Annotated in this window: 23 protein-coding genes; 13 read left to right on the top strand and 10 right to left on the bottom strand. The window is 59.8% G+C overall.

Annotation, left to right across the window (positions count from 1 at the left end; genetic code table 11):
* Positions 1-46 precede the first annotated feature (46 nt).
* The 7 genes from AC2FLX_RS11210 to AC2FLX_RS11180 are packed head-to-tail and all read right to left on the bottom strand — an operon-like array spanning position 47 to position 7,664.
* Positions 47-1,336: an amidase gene (locus AC2FLX_RS11210; protein WP_496810316.1), complete on the bottom strand. Its 1,290-nt coding sequence runs from the start codon at positions 1,334-1,336 to the stop codon at positions 47-49.
* Positions 1,333-2,550 (bottom strand): YlbE family protein, encoded by a 1,218-nt coding sequence (locus AC2FLX_RS11205; protein WP_496875430.1) that lies wholly within the window; start codon positions 2,548-2,550, stop codon positions 1,333-1,335. The genes AC2FLX_RS11210 and AC2FLX_RS11205 overlap by 4 nt, the downstream gene beginning before the upstream one ends.
* Positions 2,523-3,149 carry a hypothetical protein gene (locus tag AC2FLX_RS11200; RefSeq protein WP_496810318.1) on the bottom strand — a complete coding sequence of 209 codons (627 nt, stop codon included), beginning with the start codon at positions 3,147-3,149 and terminating at the stop codon, positions 2,523-2,525. The genes AC2FLX_RS11205 and AC2FLX_RS11200 overlap by 28 nt, the downstream gene beginning before the upstream one ends.
* Positions 3,149-3,781, bottom strand: a complete 633-nt coding sequence (locus tag AC2FLX_RS11195; RefSeq protein WP_496810319.1) for a hypothetical protein — start codon at positions 3,779-3,781, stop codon at positions 3,149-3,151. The genes AC2FLX_RS11200 and AC2FLX_RS11195 overlap by 1 nt, the downstream gene beginning before the upstream one ends.
* A complete protein-coding gene (locus AC2FLX_RS11190) occupies positions 3,778-5,145 on the bottom strand; it encodes a Rieske 2Fe-2S domain-containing protein (protein ID WP_496810320.1) in 1,368 nt (455 codons plus the stop codon). Before AC2FLX_RS11190 ends, AC2FLX_RS11195 begins: the two co-directional genes overlap by 4 nt.
* A 35-nt stretch (positions 5,146-5,180) precedes the next feature.
* On the bottom strand, positions 5,181-6,641 hold the full coding sequence (locus AC2FLX_RS11185; protein WP_496810321.1) for an aldehyde dehydrogenase: 1,461 nt from the start codon (positions 6,639-6,641) through the stop codon (positions 5,181-5,183).
* Positions 6,642-7,664 (bottom strand): succinylglutamate desuccinylase/aspartoacylase family protein, encoded by a 1,023-nt coding sequence (locus AC2FLX_RS11180; protein WP_496810322.1) that lies wholly within the window; start codon positions 7,662-7,664, stop codon positions 6,642-6,644. It lies immediately after the preceding gene.
* A 114-nt stretch (positions 7,665-7,778) separates the two neighbouring features.
* Here AC2FLX_RS11180 and AC2FLX_RS11175 point away from each other — a divergent pair, with 114 nt between their 5' ends.
* From AC2FLX_RS11175 to AC2FLX_RS11165, 3 genes are read left to right on the top strand one after another with little or no spacing between them, the layout of a single operon-like run.
* On the top strand, positions 7,779-8,873 hold the full coding sequence (locus tag AC2FLX_RS11175) for a pyridoxal phosphate-dependent aminotransferase (protein WP_496810323.1): 1,095 nt from the start codon (positions 7,779-7,781) through the stop codon (positions 8,871-8,873).
* Positions 8,873-9,421, top strand: coding sequence for a decarboxylase (locus AC2FLX_RS11170; RefSeq protein ID WP_496807846.1), 549 nt, complete (start codon positions 8,873-8,875; stop codon positions 9,419-9,421). Before AC2FLX_RS11175 ends, AC2FLX_RS11170 begins: the two co-directional genes overlap by 1 nt.
* Positions 9,418-9,993 (top strand): thiamine pyrophosphate-dependent enzyme, encoded by a 576-nt coding sequence (locus tag AC2FLX_RS11165; protein ID WP_496810324.1) that lies wholly within the window; start codon positions 9,418-9,420, stop codon positions 9,991-9,993. The genes AC2FLX_RS11170 and AC2FLX_RS11165 overlap by 4 nt, the downstream gene beginning before the upstream one ends.
* On the opposite strand, the gene AC2FLX_RS11160 is transcribed toward AC2FLX_RS11165, so the two are convergent.
* The gene (locus AC2FLX_RS11160) at positions 9,977-10,870 is read right to left on the bottom strand and encodes a LysR substrate-binding domain-containing protein (protein ID WP_496748508.1); all 894 of its coding nucleotides are present in this window, start codon (positions 10,868-10,870) and stop codon (positions 9,977-9,979) included. The genes AC2FLX_RS11165 and AC2FLX_RS11160 overlap by 17 nt on opposite strands.
* Before the next feature lie 153 nt (positions 10,871-11,023).
* Here AC2FLX_RS11160 and AC2FLX_RS11155 point away from each other — a divergent pair, with 153 nt between their 5' ends.
* From AC2FLX_RS11155 to AC2FLX_RS11140, 4 genes are read left to right on the top strand one after another with little or no spacing between them, the layout of a single operon-like run.
* Complete coding sequence (locus AC2FLX_RS11155) at positions 11,024-11,875, top strand: amino acid ABC transporter permease (protein WP_496810325.1); 852 nt, start codon at positions 11,024-11,026, stop codon at positions 11,873-11,875.
* 44 nt (positions 11,876-11,919) lie between these two features.
* Complete coding sequence (locus AC2FLX_RS11150) at positions 11,920-12,762, top strand: transporter substrate-binding domain-containing protein (RefSeq protein ID WP_496810326.1); 843 nt, start codon at positions 11,920-11,922, stop codon at positions 12,760-12,762.
* Between the two features lie 46 nt (positions 12,763-12,808).
* Complete coding sequence (locus AC2FLX_RS11145) at positions 12,809-13,717, top strand: amino acid ABC transporter permease (RefSeq protein ID WP_496875429.1); 909 nt, start codon at positions 12,809-12,811, stop codon at positions 13,715-13,717.
* Positions 13,718-13,726: 9 nt separating this feature from the next.
* Positions 13,727-14,482 (top strand): amino acid ABC transporter ATP-binding protein, encoded by a 756-nt coding sequence (locus tag AC2FLX_RS11140; protein WP_480751871.1) that lies wholly within the window; start codon positions 13,727-13,729, stop codon positions 14,480-14,482.
* Between the two features lie 27 nt (positions 14,483-14,509).
* Here the strand turns inward: AC2FLX_RS11140 and AC2FLX_RS11135 are convergent, their stop codons facing one another.
* Together AC2FLX_RS11135 and AC2FLX_RS11130 are read right to left on the bottom strand one after the other, a co-directional pair.
* A complete protein-coding gene (locus AC2FLX_RS11135) occupies positions 14,510-15,088 on the bottom strand; it encodes a helix-turn-helix domain-containing protein (protein WP_480751873.1) in 579 nt (192 codons plus the stop codon).
* Between the two features lie 95 nt (positions 15,089-15,183).
* Positions 15,184-16,251, bottom strand: coding sequence for an aromatic ring-hydroxylating dioxygenase subunit alpha (locus AC2FLX_RS11130; RefSeq protein WP_496748506.1), 1,068 nt, complete (start codon positions 16,249-16,251; stop codon positions 15,184-15,186).
* Between the two features lie 387 nt (positions 16,252-16,638).
* Between AC2FLX_RS11130 and AC2FLX_RS11125 the strand changes: the two genes are divergently transcribed.
* The 6 genes from AC2FLX_RS11125 (at position 16,639) to AC2FLX_RS11100 (ending at position 26,464) form a co-directional block, all read left to right on the top strand.
* A complete protein-coding gene (locus AC2FLX_RS11125; RefSeq protein ID WP_496810327.1) occupies positions 16,639-17,850 on the top strand; it encodes an FAD-dependent oxidoreductase in 1,212 nt (403 codons plus the stop codon).
* Positions 17,851-17,866: 16 nt separating this feature from the next.
* Positions 17,867-18,121: a sarcosine oxidase subunit delta gene (locus tag AC2FLX_RS11120; RefSeq protein ID WP_480751879.1), complete on the top strand. Its 255-nt coding sequence runs from the start codon at positions 17,867-17,869 to the stop codon at positions 18,119-18,121.
* The gene (locus tag AC2FLX_RS11115; RefSeq protein WP_496810328.1) at positions 18,111-20,981 is read left to right on the top strand and encodes a 2Fe-2S iron-sulfur cluster-binding protein; all 2,871 of its coding nucleotides are present in this window, start codon (positions 18,111-18,113) and stop codon (positions 20,979-20,981) included. Before AC2FLX_RS11120 ends, AC2FLX_RS11115 begins: the two co-directional genes overlap by 11 nt.
* Position 20,982: 1 nt before the next feature.
* Positions 20,983-21,480, top strand: coding sequence for a sarcosine oxidase subunit gamma (locus tag AC2FLX_RS11110; RefSeq protein ID WP_496810329.1), 498 nt, complete (start codon positions 20,983-20,985; stop codon positions 21,478-21,480).
* Between the two features lie 417 nt (positions 21,481-21,897).
* A complete protein-coding gene (locus tag AC2FLX_RS11105) occupies positions 21,898-23,628 on the top strand; it encodes a thiamine pyrophosphate-binding protein (protein WP_496810330.1) in 1,731 nt (576 codons plus the stop codon).
* A 13-nt stretch (positions 23,629-23,641) separates the two neighbouring features.
* Positions 23,642-26,464, top strand: coding sequence for a peroxidase family protein (locus AC2FLX_RS11100; RefSeq protein WP_496810331.1), 2,823 nt, complete (start codon positions 23,642-23,644; stop codon positions 26,462-26,464).
* The last annotated feature ends 2 nt before the right edge of the window (positions 26,465-26,466 follow it).

The raw sequence follows: 26,466 nt of genomic DNA, 5'->3' as shown, positions 1-26,466 counted from the left end.
GGTTGAACGCGCGAAACAGCAGCCCTTCGGTCCGGATCGAGAAGCTTCACCAAGACTGTTGCAGCACGCCATGCATCCATTGTGCGATGTCAAGCAAGCGGTCGTCATGTCCGCGCGGGGCGATCAGTTGTATGCCCAACGGCAAGCCTTGCGGATCGGTCCCGAACGGCAGCGCAACCGAGGGCACCTGCAACAACGCCCACATGCGCGAGAACAGCGGATCGCCGGTCGCCGCCAGACCCTTGGGCGCGGGACCGGGCGCCGAAGGAACCAACATCGCGTCCACATCCATAAACAACTGATCAAAAATCGCATTTGCCCGATCCCGCAGGTCCAGCGCTGCGTGGTACTCCGCTTCGTCGACCCGGTGTCCCGCCTCGATCAGGGCGTGGAATTGCGGGCTTATTCCCGGCTCGCCGATCTCGTATTCCCGCGCCCGCTGCCGGGCGGTCTCATAGCCCATGACAACGATATGCGCCCGTGCCAGACCTTCAAAAACAGCGGGATGAGCAATCTCACCCGTTTCCGCACCGGTCCCCGCGATTGCGGCCAACGCCCTTGTGCAGACGTCGCGCATTTCGATCGATCCGTCCTGCCAATGTGGTCCACGCATCAGGCTGATCCTTGGCAAACCTTCATCGAAAGCCGGAACCGGAGGCAGCTCGGCAACTCGAAGAACGCTGTCGGCCAGCACCAGATCGCGAGGGTCGCGTGAAAGAATTCCAAGCGTATCCAGGCTGTGCGACAGACCCATCACACCGCGCAGATCGAACCGCCCCGCCGTCGGCTTGAATCCGCAGACACCGCAATAGGCCGCGGGCCGGATCAGCGAGGCCGCCGTTTGCGAACCGAAGGCCAGCGGCGCCATGAAATCGGCCACCGCCGCGGCCGAACCCGACGAAGACCCGCCGGGCGTATGCGCCGGGTTGGCGGGATTTGCTGTCTTGCCGGGGCGAAAATAGGCGAACTCGGTGGTCACCGTCTTGCCGAGCGGGATCGCCCCGGCCTCCAGAAACGCGTCAACACAGGCGGCGTTCTGTTCGGGGCGACGGTCGGCGTACAGATCGCTGCCCCATCCGGTCGGCATGTCGCTTGTGTCAATGATGTCCTTGATGGCAAAGGGCACGCCATGAAGCGGCCCGCCGACGGGGAGAGTGTCGGCGGCGAGTGCCCGCTCCATGGCGCGCTCCGCATCGAGGCTTTGGAATGCCCCGATCACGGGTTCCCGCGAACCGATCCGGTCCAGGTGCGCCGCCATCACCTCTGACGGTTTGACCTCGCCATCACGGATCATGGCGGCAAGCTCATAGGCGCGGTACCGGTTCAGTTCGCTCATGCGTCCAGCGCTTTCAGGGCGGCGGCAAAGGGGTCGACCGGCATGTCATAAATGCCACCTCCCAGACGCCCCGCTTCGCCCAGCCGATCAAGGATGCCAAGCCCGATCACCGGCCCCGCCCCCTGTGCGACCGCACCGCGCGCGGTGGTGCCCAGCCGCAGATCAAGCGCGCCGAAATAGGGATGCGCGCCAACCGACAGCCCGGATGTGCGGGCCGCCGCGTTTGCAGGCAGGAAGGCTTGCAAGCCTTTCTTCTGCTCGGGGCTCAATTCAATGGCCATCGCGCCCAGGCCAAAGGCCTCGACCACGGCGCTGTCGCCGATCGCTCCCAGGGCGCGATCCTCGGGCAAATCGACATCGAACCGGCCCTTGGGTGGGGTGGCCGGAACCGAAAACCATTGCCCCGGCAACCCCGATATCTGAATACCCACGTCGCGCCCGTTGCCGCCCGCGGCCGTGACAAAGCTCGATCCCTCGATTCCTTCGGCCAGTTTCATCATGATCTTGGTCGCCGCCATCCACAGGTTCAGGAACAGCGATGGCGAACCGGCCATGAACTCCAGGGAATCTTCGTCTGCAATGCCGTTCGGTGTGCGGTCCTTCAGCTCGGCCACCAGCGCAGCGGTGGCAACCGGGGTTCGCCCGTGGCAGTCGTCCCCGCCCATCAGCCCGGTCACGGCCAGCGGCACCAGCGCGATGCCTTCGGCCAGTCCGTTTTCCAGAACCTCCAGAAACCGTGTGTTGAGCCAGCGGATATGCTTCAGCACCGCCTCGGACCGCAGTCCCAACCGCATGGCCGGGCGCGACCCGGCGTTGATCGGCGTGAACACTCGTTGCTGACCGCGCCAGGCGTCATAGATGGTGTGCAGCGGCATATGCGCCGAAACCACCGCCGCCAGCGGGGTGACGACGTCATGGTCCTGCGCCGGTTCCAGCACAATCTCGCCCGCCAGGATCATCGCCTCCGCCTGATCGAAATCCCGCGCCAACCCTTCCCAAACGGAGGCGACGCAGGCCGAGTTCAGAATCGGCGCGGCGATCTGATCGGGGCTGGCAAAGGCCGGGCCGGCATGCAGCAGCACGTTGTCCGGCAATTTGACCGCATCGGCAGCGGTGTTGAACCGGTTCCAGACCGGCTGGGTCACCATCGCCTTGTCGAATGCAAGCTGATCGGCAGGATGCAGCATCACGCCCCCTCCGGCGGAATGATCCATGTTTCCGAGAAATACAGGAACGCGGTGGTCGTTTCGTACCCGGCCTGAACCCGTGTGCCCAGCTTGCCGGGCAGCGCGCGGCCATTGACGATGATCTGCGCCGAATGGGCGGGCACCAGCAGCGAAAACATGTTCTGCTCGCCCGAGGCCACCTCATGCGGCGACAGTTCCAGCGCGCGCGGCGGTTCAAACCCTTCCCAGACAAGCTCCACCACCAGGTTTTCTCCGGCAATTGTCTCGGTATAGCGGTGGCCCATCGGATCGCCCGAACTGCGCACCACCTGCGCGCCGATCTCGGGCAGGGTGGCAAAGGCGGGCGCGTTTGCAAAGGCCGCCAGCCTGCTGATGAAGTTCGTCTTCAGGAACGCGGTCAGCTCTGGATTGTCGCTGAGGATGACATTGGGCGCATCGGCCGCCCCCTCGACCTGATCCGGCGTGCCATAAAGCAACAGCACCTGTCCCTGACCGACCGGAGACCAGGCGACGCGAAAGAACAGCGCCATGGCCGAGAAATTGTCATTGTCATCTTTCAGCAGGATGCCCGGATTTTCACCGGTCCAGTCAACCACGCCCGGAGTAATCGGTTCGTTCAGCGGCATCAGATGTCCTCCTTTGGCGTGACCCAGGTTTCGGAAAAGGCCAGAAATGCCGTGGACATGGTGCGGCCAAAGAACTGACGGCTGGCCACCTGACCGGGCAGGGGGGTGCCGTTGATCCGGACCTCGGCTGCCCGCGCCTCCAAAAACACCGAATACATCTCATGCGCCTTGGTGGCCGAGTTCTCCTTGGTGACTTCGACCGGCAGCGGCGGCCCCATGTCGCGCCAGATCATCTCCAGCGTGACGCCAGACCCGCGCAGGGTTTCGGAATACCTGCCTTTCAGATCACCGGGGCGCTTTTCGACGCTGTCACAATCCAGCCAGCTCATGGCATCCAGCCCGGCCTTGCCGACAAAGGTCGGCATTCTTGTCACCCAGCCATCGACGATCCAGCGCATCATGCGCTGATTGTCGGTCATGATCAGGTTCGGTGCATGCGGCCAGCCGCGCGCCTCGTCCGGGGCGCCCAGAACGATGGCCGCATGGCCCCGCCCATAGGGCGACAGAACCACCCGAAAGAACAGCGCCAGCGTATCATAGTGATCCTGATCCGGGTTCTGCTTGAGATAGATACCGGGGTTTTCCCCCGACCAGTCGACCCGGCCGGGATTGTGCGGGATACGTGTGCTCATGCCCAGCCCGCCTCATAGTCCCTCAGCGCGTTTTCGATGAAATCCCGGCGCGCTTTGCCTTGCAGATGGTCGCCGGATTTCAGGATCTCGGCCACCTTGAAACTGACCTCCTTTTGCAGCGCGCCATCGTCGCGGCCCTCCTGCAGTGGAATTTTCAGCACCGTATCGCCGGCATAGGTCGGGATCACCGCGTCGAAATTGTCGGTGGGTTGCGGCGGCCTCTCGCCCTTTTGCAGCGCCCGGATGGCGTTGCGCACCATGCGCCGCGCCTTGGCCACGCCGCGGTCGGTAAAGCTGAGGTTCTCGCGCGCATGCACGTTGATCGGCCCCTGGCTGACCCAGGCGTCATAATCGCCCGGATCGCGCTGGCGCATCTCATAGGGCCGGTCCGGCCCCTGACCATAGAAATCGGTCTTGCCGTAACCCACCTCATCGCGATTGGTCATGCCGCGCGGATCGTCGTTGAACCGGTCCTCGCGGAAATGCCGCCAGGCGATGACCATGGTGTTGGTGTCGTCAATCGGCGTGATCCAGCGGGTCAGCCCGCCACGCCCGAAATAGCGCGACCGGTCGGGGATCGGAAAATGCCCGCCATTCTGGGTAAAGCTGGGCAGCATGTGATCATGCACCCGCACCCAGATGAAATCGCCGTCGCGCCGCACATTGGTATAGAAATCGCCGGTCTGGCTGTCGTGGAACTCGATCATCGGCATATGGGCGAACGCCTCGTGAAACTGCACGCGGGCGGCCTTGGTATGCAGGTAAACGACGTGGAACGGATCCCAGGCGTTTTCCATCACCTGCAGCCAGTTGCAGGGCGACTTGATCAGATAGGGCACCAGCTCGTCCCCCTCGTCGTCGAACGTGTCCATGACGGGGAAAGGCGGGCGCTCGGCGCTTGGCCCCATATAAAGAAACGCCAGCCCCTTGTATTCGATCACCGGATAGGCCCCCAGACAGGCCTTTTTCCTGACCTGAGAGGCGGGCGGTTCACAGGGCGTTTCCAGAACCGTGCCATCCAGCCCGTATTTCCACCCATGATAGGAACAGCGGATGCCGCCCTCTTCGACAATCCCGAATTCCAGGCTCATGTTGCGGTGACAGCAATGCAGATGGGTACAGCCCAGCCGACCCTCTTTCTTCTCCCGAAACAGCACCAGATCCTCGCACAGAATGCGGATGCGATAAGGCAAATCGCCAATCTGGTCGGTCATCGCCACCGGCATCCAGAACCGGCGCAGGTATTCACCGCACGGCGTGCCGGGGCCGACCTCGGTCAGCTCCGGGTCATGCGCCTGGCCCCAAACCGATTGCTGATCGTGACCGCGAAAATTGCCCTCGGGCGCCTGAAAAAGATCGTTCATGGGGTCCTCCGTTACTTCGTTCGGTCCGTTTTGGGTCAGGGGAACGGGTCTGGCACCGGCGCGTTGCCGGTCCAGACCGACTTGACCTGCAGGAAATCCTTGATTGCCTCCGGGCCCAGCTCGCGCCCATACCCAGACAGCTTCATTCCGCCGATGGGGCTGGACGGATCGACGCTGCGGTAATGGTTGACGTAAACGGTGCCCGCTTCGATGGATGCCGCCACCCGCGCGGCCCGGTCTGAGTCCGAGGTCCAGACCCCGCCCGCCAGGCCATAATCGCTGTCATTGGCCAGCGCGATGGCCTCTGCTTCGCTTGCGAATGTGGTCACAGCCAGAACCGGCCCGAACACCTCGTCGCGCCACAGCTGCATATGCGGCGCGACATCGGCGAAAATCGTGGGTCCGACATAAAATCCCGCCCGCCCCCGCGCCGTTGCCAATCCGTCCAGCAGGCACGTGGCGCCGTCATCCTTCGCCTGCACGATCATCGAGCGCACCTTGCGCAGGTGCGGCTCGTTGGCCAGCGGCGCGACCTGCGTATCCGGGTCCATCGGGTCGCCCATCCGCAGCGCCTGCGCGCGCTTTAGCAAGCGGTCAACAAACCGCTTGGCAATCGGGGCCTCGACAATCAGCCGCGATCCGGCGACACAGGTCTGACCATTGGACAGAAAGATGCCGGACAGAACCCCGTTCACCGCGTTTTCGATATCGGCATCGGCGAAAACCACCTGGGCCGACTTGCCACCCAGCTCCAGCGTTGTGGGTACAACCCCGGCCGACGCCGCTTCGGCCACCTTGCGGCCGCCCAGATCCGAACCGGTAAACGTGACTTTTCGTGTCAACGGATGGCGCACAAGCGCCTCACCCACCTCGTGCCCAAGACCGGTCACCACGTTCAGCACACCGCCTGGCAGCCCTGCTTCGTGTGCCATACGGGCAAATTCAAGTGTCGAGGCCGAAGCCATCTCTGACGGTTTGACCACTACCGTATTGCCCGCCGCCAACGCCGGGGCCAGCTTCCACGCAAGGATCATCAACGGTGAATTCCAGGGGGTGATGGCGACCACCACGCCATAAGGCAGGTGATAGCCGGTGCTCTCGACCCCCGCGACCGCGTTATTCTGACGCTCCGGTCCCAAGTTGCGCGCCTCAGCGGCGAAATGGCGATACCAGCTGTGCAGCCCGGCGAATTGCGCGCGCACTTCGGTGATACGTTTGCCATTGTCGCGGATTTCCGGCTCGACCAGCTCTTCCCAGCGGGCCTCCAGCACATCAGCCAGTTGCTCCAGCATTCGCGCCCTGTCCCCGGTATCCGCCCCGGCCCAGTGCCCGGTTCGAAAGGCCCGGTCCGCTGCCCGCACGGCAAGGTCGGCCTCGACCGCGCGGCATCTGGCAACCCGGCTCCAGACCTGACCGGTTGCGGGGTCGGTACTGTCCAGTACCGGCCCCGACCAGCCGAGCGAGCGGCCATCTATGAACGGAGCGTATATGCGCATTCATCCTCCCCCGGTTGCGGGCAGGTCTTGCGCCACCAGCGCCAGCATTTCACCCCGGCGCACCATCCCCCGGTTGCCATGCGCCAGAACAAAGCCAGCTTCGGGAAAGGGCAATGGTATGGGGTCTCGCGCAGGTTCCAGCGGGAATCGCAGGGTTCCGGCCAGTTGACCTGCCTCAACAGTTTCGCCCGCGCTCACAAGACGATCGAACAGCCCGTCCGACGGGGCAAAGACCGAATGCAGCGGAGAGGCGATATGAACATGACGGGGCAGGGGCGGTTCGCGCAGTTTCCCCGGCAGCAGGCCCAGATGGATCAGGCAGTTGCGCAAACCGGCTTCGGTCTGGTCGGTGATATGCGGATCGGCGCCGCCGCCGCCACCCAGTTCCGCCGCGATCATCGGTACACCGGCGCGCGCCGCCGCCGCGTTGACCGAGCGGTCGTCATTGTGTTCGCCCAGCACCCATACCAAGGGCAGGCCGAAGCACTGCGCCAACTTCCGGCTACGCTCCGTCAATTCCGGGTCTTGATACGGTCCGGCCAGCGTGCAGGCGGCAAAGACAGACGCCTTGCCGCCCGAATGCAGATCGATCACCGCGTCGCACCGGGGTATCAGAACCCGCTCGATGAAATCCGCGATCATCTCGGTCGGGCCGCCATCCCGGTCGCCGGGAAAGGCACGGTTCAGATTGCCGCCATCCAAAGGCGAAACCCGCGTCGATGCGGCCAGGGCAGGGGCGTTCAGCGCTGGAACCAGCAGAACCTGACCGTTCAACTGCACCGCATCCAGCACCTCCGCCAGTCGCATGATTGCGGCCGGCCCTTCGAACTCGTCCCCGTGGGTGCCGCCAACGATCAGAACTGTTGGTCCCGTGCCGCCTTTGAAGCTCAAGATCGGGATCGGATGATACCCCAGAGGGTTGGAGTTGTCCGACCAGCGCAGCATCAGATCGCCGGTCTGAAAACCCGGCTTATCCAGGTCGATGGTCGATTTCAGCCTGCTGTCCAAATCGTGCAAACGCATTCCAGATACATCCGATAACGATAACCTGCATTCTTCTAACATAATTTTTTTGCAAGTGAATTGCAAAAATGCTGTAATCATGTGATGCAAGAAAATCTTGAAACGGAGACCTCGATGACTGTTGCCCGCGCCAAGGCCGGAATTGAGAGAATCAAGGCGCACATGATCGGTGCTCCATCCGAACCTGTACCGCCCGCGTCGATACTTCTGAATTCGAACGAAAGCGTGTTCGGAGCCAGCCCGCATGCGCATGCCGCAGCGCGCGCCGCAGTCACCGGGATCGAGCGTTATCTGGAAGATCCGGACCATGTCCTGGCCCCTGCAATTGCCGCGCATTTCGGCCTGGACCCGGCGCGGATCGCCACCGGTCAGGGTTCGGATGATCTGTTGGCACGGTTGGCGCGCGCGTATCTGGGGCCGGGAACCGAACTGATCCGCAGCGCCAACGGCTATCTCAAGGTGCCGAATTACGCGCATGCCAACGATGCCGAGGTGATCTCGGTGACGGACGACCATTTCAAGCCGTCGGTTGATGCGATGATCGCAGCGATCACCGACCGGACCCGCATCGTCTATGTTGCCAACCCGGAAAACCCCGCCGGCACCTACCTGAGCGGGGCAGAGCTGCGGCGGCTGCATGCGGCGGTGCCCGACACCTGCCTGCTGGTCATCGACAGCGCCTACGAAGAATACGTGGACGCCCCCGATTTCGAACCCGCGCACAAGCTGGTGGAAGGGGCCGGAAACGTGGTCATGTGCCGGACTTTTTCCAAGATCTTCGGGCTCGCGGGTGCGCGGGTCGGGTGGATCTACGCCCCCGATGATGTGATCGACTCGGTGCGCCGCATCGCATTGACTTTCCCGGTCGCCTCACCCTCGGTCGCCGCAGCGGTCGCCGCGCTCGAGGATCGGGCGCACACGGAATTCGTCCGCACTGCCAACCGACGCGGGCGCGACTGGCTGACAGCCGAGTTGACTGACCTCGGCCTGCCGGTGGTGCCAAGCCAGGCCAATTTCATCCTGACACAGTTTCCCGATCCGGGCCGGTCCGCCGCAGCCTGTGACCGGTTCCTGCGGCAGCGGGGCATCGCCATTCGCCGTTTCGCCTCGCCCGCCTATCGGGACTACATCCGCATCAGCATTGGCCACGCGCACGAGATCGAGGCCGCGCGCGATGCCATCGCGCTGTTTCTGAGCGGTGCGGACTGATGGGGTCCGGCGTCGCCATCACTCCCGATGCGCCCCCGGTCGCCTATCCTTCGGGCGCCCAGATCATTGCCAGGCTCAAGGTGTCCGGCGTGCGCGAAATCGTGGCCCTGCCGGATATCGTCACCAGCGACGGCCTGCTCTGGCCGATCTCGCGCGACCCCGATTTCCGCCTCACCCGCATCTGCAAGGAGGACGAAGGCGTCAGCATCTGTGGCGCCATGTCCTATAACGGCACCCGCGCCCTGCTGATGATGCAACAGACCGGGCTGATGGATTCCCTGAACGCCATCCGGGCCATCGGCGTCGATTACGAACTGCCCGTCGTGATGATGGTGGGGCTGCAGGGAAAAGAGCCGCACCTGCCTCCCGACCTCTCGGGCTCTTTCGGGGTCCGGATCATCCGCCCGGTGCTGGACGCGATGAACCTGTCGCATTCGCTGATCGAAAACCCCGAGGATATCGACCATATCCCTCTGGCGATCGACGCCGCCTATGCCGCGTCGCGCCCGCATATCTTCCTGATTGGCCGTCCCCCGGAGGTATCATGACCCTGCGCCGCGATCACGCATTGAAAGCCCTGATCCCGCATGTGCGCGACGATGATATCGTTGTCGCCGTCTATCAGACCTGTTTCGACTGGCTGGCGCTCAACCCGCGCGACCTGAACTATGTGGCCGTGGGCGCGATGGGGCAGGCGTCTTCGCACGGGCTGGGTCTGGCGCTGGCCAATCCCGACCGCCGGGTGATCGTGCTCGACGGTGACGGTAGCCTGCTGATGAATCTCGGGTCTCTGGTGACCATCGCAAATGCCGGGGTCGGCAACCTGTATCACTTCCTGTCGGTGAACCGGGTCTACGAGGTCAACGGCGCACACCCCTTGCCCGGCGCTGACAAGGTCGATTTTCACACAATGGCGCGTGCCGCGGGCTATGCCGGATCATGTCAGATCGATACCCTGGATCGGTTGGACAGCGCGCTGCCCGGCATACTGGCCCAATCCGGCCCGCAATTTGTCGCGCTGGATATTGTCGCGGGCGATCCCTATCCGCGCGACTACGACTATATCCACAGTGCCGGCGCGCGCGATACCTTCCGGCGGGCGCTCAACCGGCGTCCGTAAGGCTCGCGCGGGCAACATCCAGAAAGGTTTCGCCAACGGCGGAAACCGGCTTGTTCTTCGACCAGAACAGTACGGCCCGGAAATTGAGTGGCGCCGCAAAAGGCAGCGCCACGCAATCTGTAAAGCTCTTCAGATACTCGCCGCTTGATCCGACAACCGAAACGCCCATCCCCCGGGCAACCAGACGACAGATCACGTCGGTCGTCCGGGTCTCGTACTGCATCCTGCGCTCAATCCCCTTGGCTTCGAAAAACTGGTCGATCTCGAACCGGAAACGTGAGGACGGCATGTACGAGATAAAGCTTTCGCCAGCCAGATCGCGGGCCTGAACGATGGTCTTGTCGGCAAGCCGGTGGTTCTTGGGCAGTACGCAGTACACGTCATTGTCCTTGATCACCATGCTTTCAAATGACGGATTGGCGGGTTCCATCGTGGTGATGCCGAAATCATAATTCTGGGACACCATCCATTCGACCGCGTCATCACTTGATGCGATTTCCATCCGGGCCATCGCCTCGGGGCGCGCTCTGGCGAATTTACTGATCAAATCCGGGGCAAGCTGTGACGACACGCCCGGCGTGACGGCCAGGCTTAACCTTGCATGACCAAACTTGCCGATTGCGGTTGCCGCCTCTTTTATGTGCTCCATTCCACTGACGGCCTGACGCACTTCGTCAACCAGCAGGCGGGCTTCTTCGGTCGGTACCAGAACCCGGCCCGACCGTTGGAACAAGGCAAACCCGACCTCGGCTTCCAGGTCCGAAATCAATCGGCTGACCGCGGGCTGGGAAATCCTCAGCATTGATGCCGCTTCGGTTACGGTGCCGGTGGACACGACGGTTCGAAAAGCATCTACCTGTCTGAACGTGATCTTCATGGTATATCTACTTCCTCAATATCCGGCGCTGACACAATTGATTTATCAATGCATAGCATTTTTGCAAACCATTGCCCGAAATATGTTGACAGAGCTATGGATTGAAATTGATACTTCAGAGGCATGTTTTATGCCGCAAGGCGAGGAGAAGCTATGGCGGGACGCGTATGGGCGGCAACGCCCCGCGACAGACGGCGACGCGAAAAGACCGAACTGAACATGGCCGAACTCACTCGCACTCTGTGGCAGATCGGGCAGGCGGTTCTGGTGTTCGCCGTTGTCGGTTTCCTGATCTGGCGGGGCGCCGACGCGATGGACTACAACTGGCAATGGTACCGGGTACAGCCATTCTTCTATCGCGTCATCGATGGTGAACTCATCTGGGGTCCGCTGGTTCGCGGCCTGATCCAAACCCTCAAACTGGCCTCGATCGCCGGGGTATTCGCGGTTCTGATCGGTTTTGTCACCGCCTTTGCGCGCCTGTCGGATTCGATCTCGGGCCGGGTCATTGCCACCACCTATCTCGAAGCAATCCGTAACACGCCGCTTTTGGTTCAACTGTTTCTGTTTTACTTCGTGCTGGCCCCGATCTTCGGCATTGACCGGTTTTGGGCCGGAGTACTGTGTCTGGCCTTCTTCGAAGGGTCCTTTGCCGCCGAAATCATTCGGGGCGGTATCCTGGGGGTCGACAAGGGCCAGTACGAAGGCGCCGACGCAATCGGGCTGAACATCGTCGACAAATACCGTTTCATCATCATTCCGCAATCGCTGCCGCTGATCCTGCCGCCACTCACGGGCCTGATCATTTCACTGATCAAACATTCGGCCATCGTCAGCGTCATCGCGGTTGCGGAACTGACCACGGCGGGCCTGAACCTGATCGCCGACACATTCATGGCGTTCGAGGTCTGGTTCATCGTCGCAGGCATCTATCTGGCAGTGACCCTGACATTGTCGATCGGCGTCAGCCTGTTCGAGCGATCTCTCAACAAGGACAAACGATAAATCCTGAAAACAGGATGCCAAACGCAACATCGGAGGTAACACCAATGAAATTCATGAAACCAGTCAAAGGCCTGCTCGCAGCGGCAGCAATTGCCGCAACCAGCTTTGGCGTCTCGTCCACGTCGGTCGCGGCGGAAGAACAGGAAAGTGTCCTGATCGAGATTCAGAAGCGCGGCAAGCTCAAGGTCGGCATGGCCACATTCGTGCCGTGGGCCATGCGCGACAAGGAAGGCAACCTGATCGGGTTCGAGATCGACGTCGCCAAGAAGGTGGCCGAAGACATGGGCGTCGAGATCGAGTTTGTTCCCACGGCATGGAGCGGTATCATCCCCGCGCTGATCGCCAAGAAGTTCGATGTCATCATCGGCGGCATGTCGATCACGCCGCAGCGCAACCTGACGGTCAATTTCACCACGCCCTACGCGCATTCCGGCCAGCAGATGGCCGCGAACAAGGAACTCGCGGGCGGCTTCACCACGCTTGAGGATTACAACGACACTTCGGTGACCATTGCCTGCCGCCGTGGCGCCACCCCCTGCAACCTGGCGCAAAAGCAGTTTCCCAAGGCCAACCTGCGCCGCTTTGACGACGATGCCCAGGCCTTCCAGGAAGTCGTGAACGGCAACGCCCATGCGATGATCTCCTCCGCGCCCAAGCCGCTCTTCTGGTCCGAAGCGCATCCCGACAAGGTATTCGTCGCCAATGACGGCGAGAACCTGAGCAAGGGTGACGAGGCCTTTGCCCTTCGCAAGGGCGACAGCGACGCGCTGAACTTCTTCTCGAACTGGATCGTGGTGAACACCTCCAACGGCTGGCTGAAGGAAACCCATGACTACTGGTTCAAGGATCAGTCGGCCTGGAAAGACATGGTCGCCGAAAGCCAGTAACGCCACTCCCCGGAGGCGCCCCGCGCCTCCGGCCCTTCGGGATAGCATGATGGACCGAAACGCGCCGCCTCCGGCCCCGCCCCGCAAACGCCTGACGCCGGTCGACTACGCGCTGTTTGCGCTGGTGCTTGGTCTTGTGGCCTATGCTGGCTACCGGGTGAATGACGTTCTCGTCTATAACTGGGACTGGTCGCGGGTCCTGGGGTTTCTGGTCCGCTTTGACGCCGATACCGGCCGCTGGGTCGGAAACCTGCTGCTGACCGGGCTGTTCACCACGCTGCGCCTTGCCGTCTGGGCCACCGTTCTGGCCACCGTGATCGGCATCGTGATGGGCTATTGGCGCACCAGCGAGAACCTCACCCTGCGGATCATCAGCCGCTGCTATGTCGAACTGATCCGGAACATCCCGCCGGTGGTGTTCATCTTCATCTTCTTCTTCTTCATCTCCAGTCAGCTCTTCCCCGCGCTGGGGCTGGAAGACATCAATCCCGATGGCGGCATGGTCGACAACCCCGTCTTTCGCTTCCTGTTCGGCGACCCGCGCCTGTTGTCCAACTTCCTTGCCGGCCTCCTGTGTCTGGCGATGTTCGAAGGCGCCTACGTGACCGAGATCGTGCGCGCCGGCATCCAGTCCGTACCCAAGGGCCAGTGGGAGGCCGCCCGCGCCATCGGCCTGTCGCGCACCAACGTCCTGCGTGACGTGATCCTGCCACAGGCGATCCGCAAGATCCTGCCGCCTCTGGCCGGGCAGTTCATCACCCTGATCAAGGACAGCGCCATCGTATCGCTCATCTCGATCCAGGAGCTGACCTTTCTCGCCACCGAAGTCGCCGCCACAACCACCAAGGTCTTCGAGACATGGATACTGGTGGGCGGCATGTATTTCGTCCTGTGCTACAGTTTCGCGGTTCTGTTCGCCTGGCTTGAACGCCGCGCCGCCCGCAGTCGCCGATAGGAGTTTCCGATGCTGCAATCCTCACCCGGCAAACCGCTGGTCGAAATCACCGGCATGTGCAAATGGTATGGCGATTTCAACGCGCTCTTCGACATCAACCTGACCGTGCACGAGGGCGAAAAAGTCGTGGTTTGCGGCCCGTCCGGATCGGGCAAATCAACCATGATCCGCTGCATCAACCAGCTTGAGGCGCACCAGAAGGGAACGATCCACGTTGATGGCGTCGAGGTGACGCCCGACATGAAAAGCATCGAACACATCCGGCGCGAGGTCGGCATGGTGTTCCAAAGCTTCAACCTGTTCCCGCACATGACCATCGTCGACAACCTGACCCTCGGGCCGGTCCGAAATCGCGGCATGTCCCGCAAGGAAGCAACCGAACTGGCCATGCACTATCTTGACCGGGTCCATATCGCGGCGCAGGCCGATAAATATCCCGCGCAGCTGTCAGGCGGTCAGCAACAGCGGGTCGCCATCGCCAGATCGCTGTGCATGAAACCCAAGGTGATGCTGTTCGACGAACCGACCTCGGCGCTGGACCCCGAGATGATCGCAGGGGTGCTCGACGTCATGATCGAACTGGCCGAAGAGGGAATGACCATGGTCGTCGTGACCCATGAGATGGGCTTTGCCCGCAAGGTGGCCGACCGGGTTGTGTTCATGGACGAGGGCGAGATCATCGAAGTGGCCGAGCCCGAGGCGTTCTTCGGCAATCCTCAAAGCGACCGTGCGCAACTGTTCCTCAGCCAGCTTCTGGGTCACTAGCCTTTTCAGTCCCGCCGGTGTCGCTGATCAGGCCGGTCGGGTCGAGGTGGTGATGAACTCGATCGCTGGCGAGCGGATTTTCTTGAACCCGTGCGGCAGCTTGGCGTCGAAACTCAACGTATCTCCCGCCGACATTTCGAACTGTTCCTCGCCGCAGCCATAAGTCGCCTCGCCCTCGATCATGTAGATAAAGACATAGCCCTCATGCTGGTAGCTGGGCAATGTGCCCGAATTCTCCCGCAATATCCGTATGCGCGAGGCCTGAAAAATACCGCTTGGCCCGCTATGCTTGCCCAGCATCAGATAGTCATGGGCGTGATCGGGCGTCAGGCGGCGCGAGGGCAGGCCTTGCCCGGCCTTCACATGATGGACATCCGCCGCGCTGTTGCTGTGGGAAAACAGGGCCATCAGCGATACCGACAAGGCGTCAGCCAAGGCATGCATCGAAGAGAGCGAGGGCGAGACATGACCGTTTTCGATCCGCGAGATCATCGCGGTGGACAGGTTCGCCTTGGCCGCCAGTTGGGTAACGGTCAGCGATCTTTCGGTTCGCAGCCGGTTCAGCGTGCGCCCGATTTCCACGTCTATCTCAGATCCTGACGCCACCGCCGCCTCTGCTTCTGTTCGCGTTTCAGCCCGCCCAATCTAAGGTTGGCCCGGCCCCGTATCAAGAAGGCTCGGTTCGCCAGCGGCAAGCCATGTCATTTTGCGGCGACAGGCGCGGATTGTTCTTCCTTGGCGCGGCGGGCGATTTTTTGGCGAAAGCGCATGGCGCCCGCGTCAAGCCCAAGGTTGAGATAGGGCGTCTTGCGATTTGCCATGCCGGTCTGAACTTCCTCCAGCACCTCCTTGTCTTCGGTAAAGGCCATGATGGCGCCTTCGAACATGTGCTTGTCGATGCTTTCGTCGCCGGCGTGCTGGTTGCGGTGCTGGAACCAGAAATAGAGCGAGTTCTCCTCATCCACCGGCGTGATGAAATTGTAGGAGATGTTCATGAAGGTCTCGGGCGGCAGAGTCTTGTCCTGGCCACCGGTTCCGGCGGGGGCATAGATCGACTTGTTGATCGCGATGGACGGCAAGCGGCATTCATAGTGCTGCTTGCGGTCGCAGTTGGGGCCAAATCCAAGCAGGGGCTTGTAATAGGGCGCGGGCGGCTCGTTCGAAATCCAGCGGAAGATCGTGACATGGTCTTCGCTTTCTTCCATCTCCAGCGGCCGGTTGTCGGTACCCGCCCCGGCAAACGAGGTCACGTGCACCCAGGCGACATGGCTGGGATCAAGCAGGTTGTCGGTGATGTAGAGATAGTTGCAGGCCATCGACATCGCGCCCAGCGGGGTGCGTCCCCATTGCGGATTGTCGAAATTGGGGATGTCGATGATGGTGTCGGGGTCGGCCTTGTCGGCATCGCCCATCCAGATCCACAGGAACCCCCACCGGTCCTCAACAGGGTAGGACCGGACCGTGGCGCGTTTGGGGATGGAATCCTCCTGTGTCGGGGCGGCGACGCAGGCGCCCGTGCAATCGAAGGTCAGCCCGTGATAGCCACAAACCACCGCGCTGCCCTCGATCCGTCCGCGTGACAGTGGCAGTTTCCGGTGTGGGCAGGCATCCTCCAGTGCGATTGGTTCGCCCTGTTCGCCGCGAAAGATCACGACGGCGTCGCCCAGCAGCTTTGCCGCCGTCAGCGTGCGTCCAAAATCCGCGCTGCGCCCGGCGACGTACCAGCTGTTGCGAATGAATTGTTCACTGCCGATCAGGTCATTTTGCATGATGGTCTCCATGGCTTGGCACGCTTGTGGCGAATTTACTGAAAGTCAAAATTTTTCGCAAAGAGAAAATTTAGGACAGGCAGACAAAAGTACAATTCGAACAATCGGGGGTGATGAACATGTACATTTCGGACAATTCCGAAAGAAACCGGTCCGGCACCATCCAGGCCGAAGAAGGACGCCTCCTCTGAATTGCACTCGGCCAAATTGTCCGTCCTCTCGAGCCGTGGTTTAAGTACTCAATCAAAAAGATCTAATAAAAGCAACGCATTGCTGATATAACATTGGCTTGATCTCAAGTAAAAACTTCTTGACGAAATATTAGTCAAAGTAAATATTCTTATTAACATGCAAAAGTATTCGATCTTCTCTCTCGCCCGAAACGCGATGACCGGCCACCGAAACTGGCACCGCGCCTGGCGCTCTCCGCCGCTGAAATCTTCCTATGATATCATAATCATAGGCGCCGGCGGCCATGGTTTGGCCACCGCTTACTACCTCGCCAAGGAGTTCGGAATCACCAACGTAGCCGTTCTGGAACGAGACTGGCTGGGCGGCGGCAACATTGCCCGCAACACGGTCACGATCCGCTCAAACTACATGCGAGACGCATCGATTCCCTTCTATGTCAAGTCGGTAGAGATGTACGAAGGGCTCACAAAAAAGTTGAATTTCAACATGATGCACTCCAAGCGCACCATGGTCGATGTCGTTCAGACCTACCCCAAAATGCGTGAGCTGCGTCGTCGGCAACTGACTATGGACATCTATGGATCCACCTATGAGCAGATCTCGACAGAGGAATTGCGCCGCCGCATACCGGCACTGACCGGGGGCGGCCCAGATGCACGTTTGCCGGTGATCGGCGGGATGGTGCATACGGATGCCGCGGTCAATCGGCACGACGCGGTGGCGTGGGGCTACGCTCGCGGTGCGGATGCGTTGGGGGTTGAAATACATCAACAAACTGCTGTTCTGTCACTGATACGTGGTGCGGGCGGTCGTATCGAAGGGGTCGAGACCACTCGTGGCACAGTGGCGGCGCCCAAGGTAGTGGTGGCCGTGTCAGGTCACACGACAACAATCACCGAAACCGCCGGATTGAAACTTCCTTTGCGCACCATAAACCTGACAGCCTTTGTCTCGGAGCCGGTCAAGCCGCTGGTCGACGTGATCGTCAACTGCCCCGATAGTGGCTTCTATTTCAGCCAGTCCGACAAGGGAGAGATGGTGATCGGCGGCGCGCCCGATATGGGGCAGAGCTTTCGACGGGACATCAAGCAACATGTGTTCGAAGACACGGTGACAGCGATGTTGTCGCTGTTCCCGTCGTTCAAGAAACTCAAGTTGATGCGGCAATGGGGTGGTCACCTGGACATCGCACATGACGCCTCTCCGATCATGTCCAAGACGGAAATCGAAGGGCTTTTCATTACCGCCGGATGGTGGGGTGGATACAAGGCCATTCCCGCCGGGGGGCTGACATTGGCGCATCTCGTCTCTCGGGGTGAGCCTCACCCGTTGATGGCGGATTTCACCCTAAACAGGTTCCGAAATCTGGATTTCGTGATGGAATCCGGCACCACAACTGCCCGATGAGCAGGAGGACGAGATCATGATGAACATTCCCTGTCCTTTCTGTGGGCGTCGCAACGAAAGTGAGTTTGTCTATGGCGGTCCCGTCGGAGCTGATCGCCCCAACCCGAATACTGCCAGCGATGTGGAATGGGTCGAATACCTGACCATAGTACCAAACCCCTTGGGTCCTGTGCAGGAACGTTGGTGGCACGCGCGCGGGTGCGGCACCTGGTTCGAAATCTGGCGTGATACCAAAACCCATGACATTGTGGAGAAGCCCGATGGGAAATGAAAACCGTTTCGCTTCGGGTGGGCTGATCAACCGAGAACGCCCGATCAAATTTCGGTTCAACGGCAAAACTTATGAAGGCTATGAAGACGACACGCTGGCCTCGGCGTTGTTGGCAAACGGAGTGCGCGTCACTGCCCGTAGCTTCAAATACCACCGGCCGCGTGGCATCGTCGGGCATGGGCCGGAAGAACCCGCCTCTCTGGTCGAGCTTGAAGGTGTCGACGCCTCGGGCAACAATCCGATTACCACGGTACCGCTGCGTGACGGGATGAGCGCGCGCTCGGTCAACTGTTGGCCCTCGCCTGATTTTGATCTGGGCGGTGTCAATCAGTTGGCTGCGAAATTCATCCCGGCGGGGTTCTACTACAAGACATTCAAATGGCCGGACTGGCACCTGTTCGAACCTTCGATCCGAAGGGCTGCAGGCCTTGCCGAAGCGCCGCCCGAACCGCCCGCATCGGGTCATTTCGAGGCGCGTCATGCGCATACGGATGTGCTGGTTGCGGGGGCGGGTCCGGCTGGATTGCGTGCCGCGCTGGAAGCGGCCCAGACTGGGAAACGCGTGTTCCTTGCGGACGAAGGCCGTGAGGCCGGCGGCAGCCTCCTCAACCGCGAGCTGTTCATCAATGGCGCTCCGGCAATGGAATGGGTGGGGGACACGGTTGCTCAATTGCGAGCGATGAAAAATGTCACCCATCTGCAGAACGCAACTGTTTGGGCCTATCGTGAGCACAACCTGTTGATTGTAAACGAGCGCGGGCCTGAAAACCCCTCGGTGATCGAGCGCAGTTGGCGGGTCCGGGCGGGTGAGGTGGTGATTGCAACCGGCGCAACCGAACGTCTGCTGGTGTTCGGTGACAACGACCGCCCAGGCGTGATGCTGGCCTCGTCGGTGCAGGCTTATGCCAACCGCTTTGGAGTGCGGCCGGGCCAACAGGTGGCCCTGTTCACGAACAACAACAGCGCCTATGAAGTTGCTGCGGATCTGGTGTCAAAGGGTATCACGGTGACTGCCGTTCTGGACAGCCGCAAGACCGTGCCACAGGCCGCGCTGAATGCAGTCAACGGCTTGCCGGTTTACGCTGGCACCGTGGCCGCAGGTGTTCGGGGGAGAAAAGGCGTCAAGGCCGTTTTGACCAAGCCGCTAAGTGGCGGTTCGGGCCAGTGGATCAATTGCGATGTTCTGGCCTTGTCAGGTGGTTGGAGTCCAAATGTACATCTGTGGTCACAATCGCGCAGCTCGGTGCGGTTCGAAGAAAGCATCGCCGGATTCGTTCCCGATCAGGCCGTGCAGGCTTGCCGAGCCGTCGGTGCAGCCGCTGGTGATATGACGCTGGATCGGATTGTCGAAGGTGGTGAGGAACTGGACTATGCGATCGAACCTCTATGGCGTGTAGATACGGAAGGTCAGCGCGGAAAGGCATTTCTGGATTTGCAGAACGACGTGTCTGTGGATGATGTACATCTGGCGCTGCGGGAAGGCTATGACAACATCGAGCATGTCAAACGCTACACCACTGGCGGCATGGGAATTGATCAGGGCAAAACGGGCAACATCAACATCATCGGAACGGTGGCGATGCAGCAGGGTCGCCCGCTGCAAGATGTCGGAACAACCACCTTTCGCTCGCCATACACCCCGGTCTCTTTTGGAGCAATTGGCGGCATTCGCGAGGGGAGCGTCCTGTTCCCCTATCGTCACACGCCGGTGACGAAGTGGAATCTGAAACAGGGTGCCTTCATGTACGAGGCGGGCGCGCGCTGGCGGCGGCCGGGATATTTTCCGCGTGGAAATGAGAGCTTTCAGGAAACGGTAAATCGGGAATGCCGCGCAGTGCGCGAACGCGTGGGTGTCTATGATGGTTCGCCATTGGGTACGTTCGAACTCAAGGGGCGGGATGTCGGCAGGTTTCTAGATTTCCTCTATACCAATGTGATGTCCAGCCTGAAGCCGGGTCAGGTACGGTATGGCCTGATGTTATCTGATGATGGGTTGATCCTGGATGATGGCGTGACCCTGCGGCTGGACGAGCATCGCTGGTTAATGTCGACCTCAACCGGTCATGCTGATGCGATGAACCAGCATATGGAAAAGTTGCTGCAGACCGAGTTTCCCGATTGGCAGGTGATGATCACGACCGTCACCAGCCAGTGGAACAATGCCACGATCTGTGGGCCGCGGGCACGCGAGGTATTGCAGGCCATGGGGACCGATATTGATCTGTCTTCCGACGCGTTCCCGTTCATGAGTTTCCGTGAAGGGACTGTTGCCGGCCTGCCTGCGCGGGTGGTTCGGGTCAGCTTTACGGGCGAGCTGTCTTTCGAGGTCAACGTCGCCCCTCGGCACATGCGGGAATTGTGGGACATGGTAATGGCGGTAGGCGAATCCTTTGGGATCGAGCCGGTGGGGTCCGAAGCCAGCCATGTTCTGCGGGTTGAAAAGGGGTTCCTGTCGCTGGGGCACGAGGTCGACGGAACCGTCGATGCCCATGATCTTGGAATGGGATGGGTAATGTCGAAAAAGAAACCCGACTATCTGGGCAAGCGCGCGGTCGAGCTTCGCCGCGCCGGCGGCAGCCCTCGGCGCGAGCTTGTGGGTGTGCTCCCACAGGATCCGAGCCGCCAGATTCCCGAAGGTGCGCCGCTGACCCCAGGCGGGCGCAGGGAAGCGACCGAAGGGCTTGTCACTGCATGCGTCTGGAGCGTTGTCAACGATCGTTGGGTTGGTCTTGCGCTTTTGGAAAATGGCCATGCACGGCACGGGGAAACCGCGCATGTGCGTCTAAAGGGTGGGACGATCCCGGTAACCATCACCAAGCCGGTGTTTCACGACCCGGATGGCGAATTGTTGAGGTCCTGACATGAGCTATGACGTGCAGATCCGCCGGCAAAGCCTGTATGCGCTATTCGATCTGAAAGGCGCGCCCTCGGCTATCCAAAGCTGGTGCGGTGATATCTTGCCCAAATTGCCAGAAATGCCCAACACGCGGCGCGCGCGGGGCAACATAGAAGTGTACTTTATCGGGAACGACCATTGGATCGTCCGGGCACCTCTGGAGCTAGAAGGCGTACTGAATACAACGCTCAGGCCGACTGACTGCCCGGCCGATATCAGTATCGTGTGTGTTTCCGATACGCTGACCTTTTTTCACGTAGTGGGCCCACAGGTCGCCGAGGTGATGTCCATAGCCTGCCCGTTGGATATGCATGACGCTGAATTCAGTGAGGAGGCGACCACGTTCACCGAAGTTTTCGGCCTCAGGGCACTGGTAGTGCGGTGCGAAAAGGGCTTCGAAATTGCCATCGAGCAAAGCTTTGGTGATATGATGGAGGATTATTTGTCCCGCGCCACCGCTTGATGAAGGAGCCGCAATGACCCGCGTCCATATCCACAAATACCAGACGCAGTATCATGCGCATGCAACCTATTCTAGCAACTGATTTTTCAAGCGGTCTGAGCGGTATTGCCAAATTGTTTGCACGCGACTGACAGCGGTCTGGCCCGCGTCTTTCAGGCGGCCATTTCGAGAGCGTAACCGTCCCAGAGGCCGAAAGCATCGGTTCTGGCGGGACGGCATGAAACGGTAGAGAGTTGATAGCGGCGGGGTCGGAATATGGCTGTGGCTCTACATCGTGTAATCAGTGTTATGGTGAATTATTAGAAGTATTCCATTGGCGACTTTATACCAACCGGTTTGGCCGTCACTATCTTAATTCGCGATTTTTTGGTAGATTACTCAAACTATACTAGAGAATTTATTGGCGGAGTGCATTGAATGCGGGTGTACGAAGCGGTTGTTGCCGCGCTCGAATCCATTGGTGTCGATGCCGCATATGGTGGCGCTGGTGAAAACGCCGCGGGATTGATGCTGGCGCTGGATGCCTCGGAAAAGATCAGACCGGTTATCGCCAAGAACGAACAAGGTGCGGCCTTTATGGCCTGCGGCCATGCCATGTTCACCAACAAGCTGGGGGTCTGTTTTGCGACAGCGGGCCCTGGTGCTTTCAACCTGATTTCGGGTCTGTCGGTGGCGTTGACCGACAGTTATCCTCTGCTGGCGATAAGCGGCTATTCGACATTGGCGTGGCAAGGTCGCGGGAGCCTGAACGAGACTTCGGGATTGGTCCGGACACCGGACTCGCGCATGATTTTTCGGGCGGTGACCAAGAAAGACCCCGCCACTGGAGAACCTGCAGATTATTTGGTCACCGATCCGAACGATCTTGTCGATGTGTTACAGCGGGCAATCGATGTCGCCTTTGAAGGACGTCCGGGACCGGTTCATGTGGCAATCGCCGAAGACATCACCGACCCCAATGTCGAGGTAACGAATTTCCAGCCGTTGAAGCTGAGCAAAACCGTCATGCGTCCTGACCCGGCACAAGTCGGGAAAGTTGTCGAATGCCTCAAAAACGCCTTGGGCGACGAAAAAACGGTCGTTTTGCTGGCTGGTTTCGGGGCCATTCGAGCAGAGGCGCACGAGATCACCAGAACATTCATTGAGCGCTTTCAGATGCCTCTGCTGACGACAATGGACGGCAAGGGAATTGTGGATGAAGAGCATCCGCTTGCCATCGGGCTGTATTGCGATTCCGGCCACAAGGCGGCGTGGGAAGTCTTTGAAGAGGCAGATGTCGTTCTGGCTGTTGGAAATTCTTTCGCACAGCATGCGACTTTCGATTTCTTTGAGGATCTGTTCAAGGACAAAACGCTTATTCACATCAATATCGATCCGGGTGAGTTCGACAAGTTCTACAAGGCCGACCTTGTCATTCAGGGAGACGCCCGACTAGCATTGGAAGAGGTGTTTGCACAGCTAGACCGCCAGATAGGCCCAATCGAAGAACGCGACTATCGGCCCGAGGACTATGATGAACGGTTCATCATCTCGCCGCAGAAAGAACTTCACCCCGGTGAGATGGTGCAAAAAATCTCGCAGATGCTTCCACCCAGTGGGATCGTTCTGACTGATGCGGGGGCGCATGCTGCCTGGACGGCTTATTATCTAGAACTCGACGAAGGTCAGAATTTTCGTAAACCCGGAACTTACGGGCCTATGGGCATCGGTGTGTGCGGTGCCATTGGCGCAAAATATTCTCAAATGCACCGGCCGGTGGTCGCTGCAGTGGGAGATGGCGCTTATCTGATGACCGGGTTCGAGTTGATGACTGCAGTGCAATACGACATCCCGGTCATCTGGGTCATTTTCAATGACCGAGAGTTCAAGTTGATCAAGCTCTACCAGCTATCAGCGTTTTTCAAGACCGGTCTGGTGGAGTTCGACAATCCCGACTATGCCGCCTATGCCCGCGCCTGTGGGGCGCAAGGCTTTGCTGTCGACAAGCTGGACGATTTCGAAGAGGCATTTCGTGCCGCCCTGGCCAGCGGGAAGCCCACGTTGATCGACGCCCGGATCACACGTCTGGCCCTGCCGCATTATTCGCCTCATCCCGAAGGAATTCTGGCTGCGCTCTGGTCGGGTGTGCGCGAAAGATTTGGGTTGTGATTGGGAGGCCAAGATGACCGGCAATACCGCGACTTCGCACAAGTGGACCGAAACCTATTCTGGCGGTTCTCCGGAGGCTGAGCGAAGTGAGACCAAAAAACTTGCCGAACTGATGATGGCCGCCCAACTCAAGTCTCAGGCGGCGGCCAAGGCACGCAAGGTGGACCGGGCCTTTCACACCAAATCGATTGCGGCATTGAAAGGTGCCGAGCTCCGCTTTGTCGAAGATTTGCCTGAAGACCTGCAAGTTGGCTTTGCCAAACCCGGATCTGTTTATCCCGCGATGGTCCGGTTTTCCAACGCGTCTTCACAAACCCAGTCGGACGAGGAAAAGGATTTGCGTGGCATCGCTGTGCGCATTGAAGAGAGCGAAAGCGTCGCGCACGACCTTCTGGCCACGAATTATCCCGTGCCGCACGCGCGCAACGCCCGACAATTCGTGATTTTTGCTCACGCGCTTGCCGGAGGGAGGGTGTCGAAGCTCTTTGGCCTTTTGCAGTTGGCTTTTGTACTGGGCCCGTCCGAGACATGGCGCATGCTGCAAAACGTTCGTGAGGCGCTTAGGACTTGTGACAGTGTCGCCCTTGAAAGCTATTGGAGCCGCGGCGCCATCGCTTGGGGTAACGAGGCGGTGCGGTATGTTTTCAAGCCGGCTCCCGGCGCACCTGGCGTTGCTGGCGAATACACTGGCCCTGCACGTCTTTCATCCGAATTCGCAGCCAGACAGGCCACGGGGGACATTCTGTTTGAGCTGTTTGCCCAACGCTTTGTATCGGAAGCCCAGACACCGATCGAAGATGCGGCGCATGAATGGGAAGAAACTGTCAGCCCTCCTATCAAGGTAGCTGAACTGGTGATACCCCGGCGGGATCTTTCCACGACCGATGCATTGGCCGACGCCACGGCTGTTGACGGCATGGCATTCAACCCGTGGAACACGACGGACGCATTCAGGCCGCTTGGAAACCTGAACCGGGCACGCAAGACGGTCTATGATGCCTCGGCGGCCCATCGTCAAGGCAAGCGGTTCAAGGCACATCCACCGCCATTGCAGAACCGGGTATTTGGCAATTTGGCGCGGTCCGTTCTTCGCGCGGTCAACCGGCGCGTGCCATGGCATAAGATCCCGTTTCTGTTGATACAACTGCTGAACCTGGACGCCCTGAGATACGACCTGAGACAGAAAAGTCTGCTCGACACCGATCCCGAAGAAAAGGTTCCGTCAGCGCGAACTGTCCCATCAGAACCTACCGCCGAACAGCGGCTGTATCGAACATATGATGGCACCTATAACGACCTTTCCGATCCCCGAATGGGAGCGGTGGGCGCCAGTTTCGGGCGCAACATGCCGCCACAAATCCAGCCCTCTGCAAGTCCCAACCCGATAGAGGTTGCGCGTAGGCTGATGGATCGGGACTCTTTCATCCCGGCCAAGATTCTGAATATTCTGGCGGCCTCCTGGATACAGTTTCAGGTTCATGACTGGGTCGCACATGAACGCCGCAAGCTGGGCGAACAGGATGACATTGTCCCGATCCCCGATGCCTATCCCGATTGGCGCAATACACCCGATGGAGTGCCCGAACGGGAAATGCGCATTGCGGGAAACATCCCGCTTGGTGACGGTGGCGATCCGTTCCTGTTTGCTAATGAAACCTCGCATTGGTGGGATGGATCGGAAGTCTATGGCAACAATTCAAAGACGGCGCAGTCGCTGAGAGATGGAGCCAAGCTCAAACTAGATAACGGGTATCTGCCCGAGAACGTTCACGGTTTTGAAATGACCGGGTTCAACGAAAGCTGGTGGTTGGGCTTGTCGACCATGCACACGCTTTTTGCCCGTGAACACAATGCGATCTGCGATGCGTTGAGCAGAGAATATCCGCGGATGGACGAAGAAAGAGTCTATCAGACCGCGCGACTGATCGTGTCAGCGTTGATTGCCAAGATACATACGGTCGAATGGACCCCCGCCATTCTTGGCACCGAGGCGCTGGATATCGGGATGAAGACCAACTGGTTCGGCCCGCCAAAGTCCTGGCTGACACGGTTGGGGATATGGCTGACTGACGTGCATGCCTTGAAGGGCATTCCGGAAACCCTTCCTGATCACCACACGGCCAGATACGCGCTGACCGAGGAGTTCGCGACGGTTTACCGGATGCATCCGCTTATTCCGGATGATTACATCTTTTATGACTTCGGGTCCGGCAAGGAAAAAGCGCGGCTTGGATTTTTGGATATTCAGGGCCAGCACACCGATGACCAATTGCGAAAGCTGGGACTGAGGGATGCGCTATACTCACTTGCAGTTGCCCATCCCGGAGCAATCACACTGCACAACTTTCCAAAATCGCTTCAGAACCTGGAGCGATTTGGCGAGTTGATCGATTTGTCGGTTGTCGACATTGTACGAACTCGCGCGCGACGCGTACCGCGTTACAACGAGTTTCGCAAAGGTTTGCATATGCCCCCGGTAACCCGGTGGGAGGATTTGACGGCAGACCCCGCAACAAACCGGACACTTGAAGAGCTTTATGGCGACATCGACAAGGTCGATACGGTAATCGGCTTGCTGGGGGAAACGCCCCCCGACGGGTTTGGATTCTCCGACACCGCGTTTCGTGTGTTTGTTCTGATGGCGTCGCGGCGGTTGCAGTCAGACCGGTTCCTGACCACCGATTTCAGACCGGAAGTCTATACACCGCTGGGTATGGATTGGATTGCACGGAACGGGATGAAGTCGGTACTGCTGCGTCACTTCCCCGAGTTTGCATCGGTCTTGCCAAAAACGGGTACCGCTTTTGCTCCATGGCGGGTTGTAGACGGAGGGTGAGA

The sequence above is a fragment of the Ruegeria sp. YKSF57 genome, assembly GCF_059612585.1.
This window is presented reverse-complemented; position numbering and strand designations above follow the sequence as displayed.

Excerpts from the sequence above, each read along its gene's own strand:
- AC2FLX_RS11170 (WP_496807846.1), top strand. The coding sequence starts at position 8,873 with ATGGGGTCCGGCGTCGCCATCACTCCCGATGCGCCCCCGGTCGCCTAT.
- AC2FLX_RS11110 (WP_496810329.1), top strand. The coding sequence starts at position 20,983 with ATGAGCTATGACGTGCAGATCCGCCGGCAAAGCCTGTATGCGCTATTC.
- AC2FLX_RS11185 (WP_496810321.1), bottom strand. The coding sequence starts at position 6,641 with ATGCGCATATACGCTCCGTTCATAGATGGCCGCTCGCTCGGCTGGTCG.
- AC2FLX_RS11145 (WP_496875429.1), top strand. The coding sequence starts at position 12,809 with ATGATGGACCGAAACGCGCCGCCTCCGGCCCCGCCCCGCAAACGCCTG.
- AC2FLX_RS11130 (WP_496748506.1), bottom strand. The coding sequence starts at position 16,251 with ATGCAAAATGACCTGATCGGCAGTGAACAATTCATTCGCAACAGCTGG.
- AC2FLX_RS11180 (WP_496810322.1), bottom strand. The coding sequence starts at position 7,664 with ATGCGTTTGCACGATTTGGACAGCAGGCTGAAATCGACCATCGACCTG.
- AC2FLX_RS11160 (WP_496748508.1), bottom strand. The coding sequence starts at position 10,870 with ATGAAGATCACGTTCAGACAGGTAGATGCTTTTCGAACCGTCGTGTCC.
- AC2FLX_RS11165 (WP_496810324.1), top strand. The coding sequence starts at position 9,418 with ATGACCCTGCGCCGCGATCACGCATTGAAAGCCCTGATCCCGCATGTG.
- AC2FLX_RS11200 (WP_496810318.1), bottom strand. The coding sequence starts at position 3,149 with ATGCCGCTGAACGAACCGATTACTCCGGGCGTGGTTGACTGGACCGGT.
- AC2FLX_RS11120 (WP_480751879.1), top strand. The coding sequence starts at position 17,867 with ATGATGAACATTCCCTGTCCTTTCTGTGGGCGTCGCAACGAAAGTGAG.
- AC2FLX_RS11100 (WP_496810331.1), top strand. The coding sequence starts at position 23,642 with ATGACCGGCAATACCGCGACTTCGCACAAGTGGACCGAAACCTATTCT.
- AC2FLX_RS11210 (WP_496810316.1), bottom strand. The coding sequence starts at position 1,336 with ATGAGCGAACTGAACCGGTACCGCGCCTATGAGCTTGCCGCCATGATC.
- AC2FLX_RS11190 (WP_496810320.1), bottom strand. The coding sequence starts at position 5,145 with ATGAACGATCTTTTTCAGGCGCCCGAGGGCAATTTTCGCGGTCACGAT.
- AC2FLX_RS11115 (WP_496810328.1), top strand. The coding sequence starts at position 18,111 with ATGGGAAATGAAAACCGTTTCGCTTCGGGTGGGCTGATCAACCGAGAA.
- AC2FLX_RS11195 (WP_496810319.1), bottom strand. The coding sequence starts at position 3,781 with ATGAGCACACGTATCCCGCACAATCCCGGCCGGGTCGACTGGTCGGGG.
- AC2FLX_RS11140 (WP_480751871.1), top strand. The coding sequence starts at position 13,727 with ATGCTGCAATCCTCACCCGGCAAACCGCTGGTCGAAATCACCGGCATG.
- AC2FLX_RS11175 (WP_496810323.1), top strand. The coding sequence starts at position 7,779 with ATGACTGTTGCCCGCGCCAAGGCCGGAATTGAGAGAATCAAGGCGCAC.
- AC2FLX_RS11105 (WP_496810330.1), top strand. The coding sequence starts at position 21,898 with ATGCGGGTGTACGAAGCGGTTGTTGCCGCGCTCGAATCCATTGGTGTC.
- AC2FLX_RS11125 (WP_496810327.1), top strand. The coding sequence starts at position 16,639 with ATGACCGGCCACCGAAACTGGCACCGCGCCTGGCGCTCTCCGCCGCTG.
- AC2FLX_RS11150 (WP_496810326.1), top strand. The coding sequence starts at position 11,920 with ATGAAATTCATGAAACCAGTCAAAGGCCTGCTCGCAGCGGCAGCAATT.
- AC2FLX_RS11205 (WP_496875430.1), bottom strand. The coding sequence starts at position 2,550 with ATGGATCATTCCGCCGGAGGGGGCGTGATGCTGCATCCTGCCGATCAG.
- AC2FLX_RS11155 (WP_496810325.1), top strand. The coding sequence starts at position 11,024 with ATGGCGGGACGCGTATGGGCGGCAACGCCCCGCGACAGACGGCGACGC.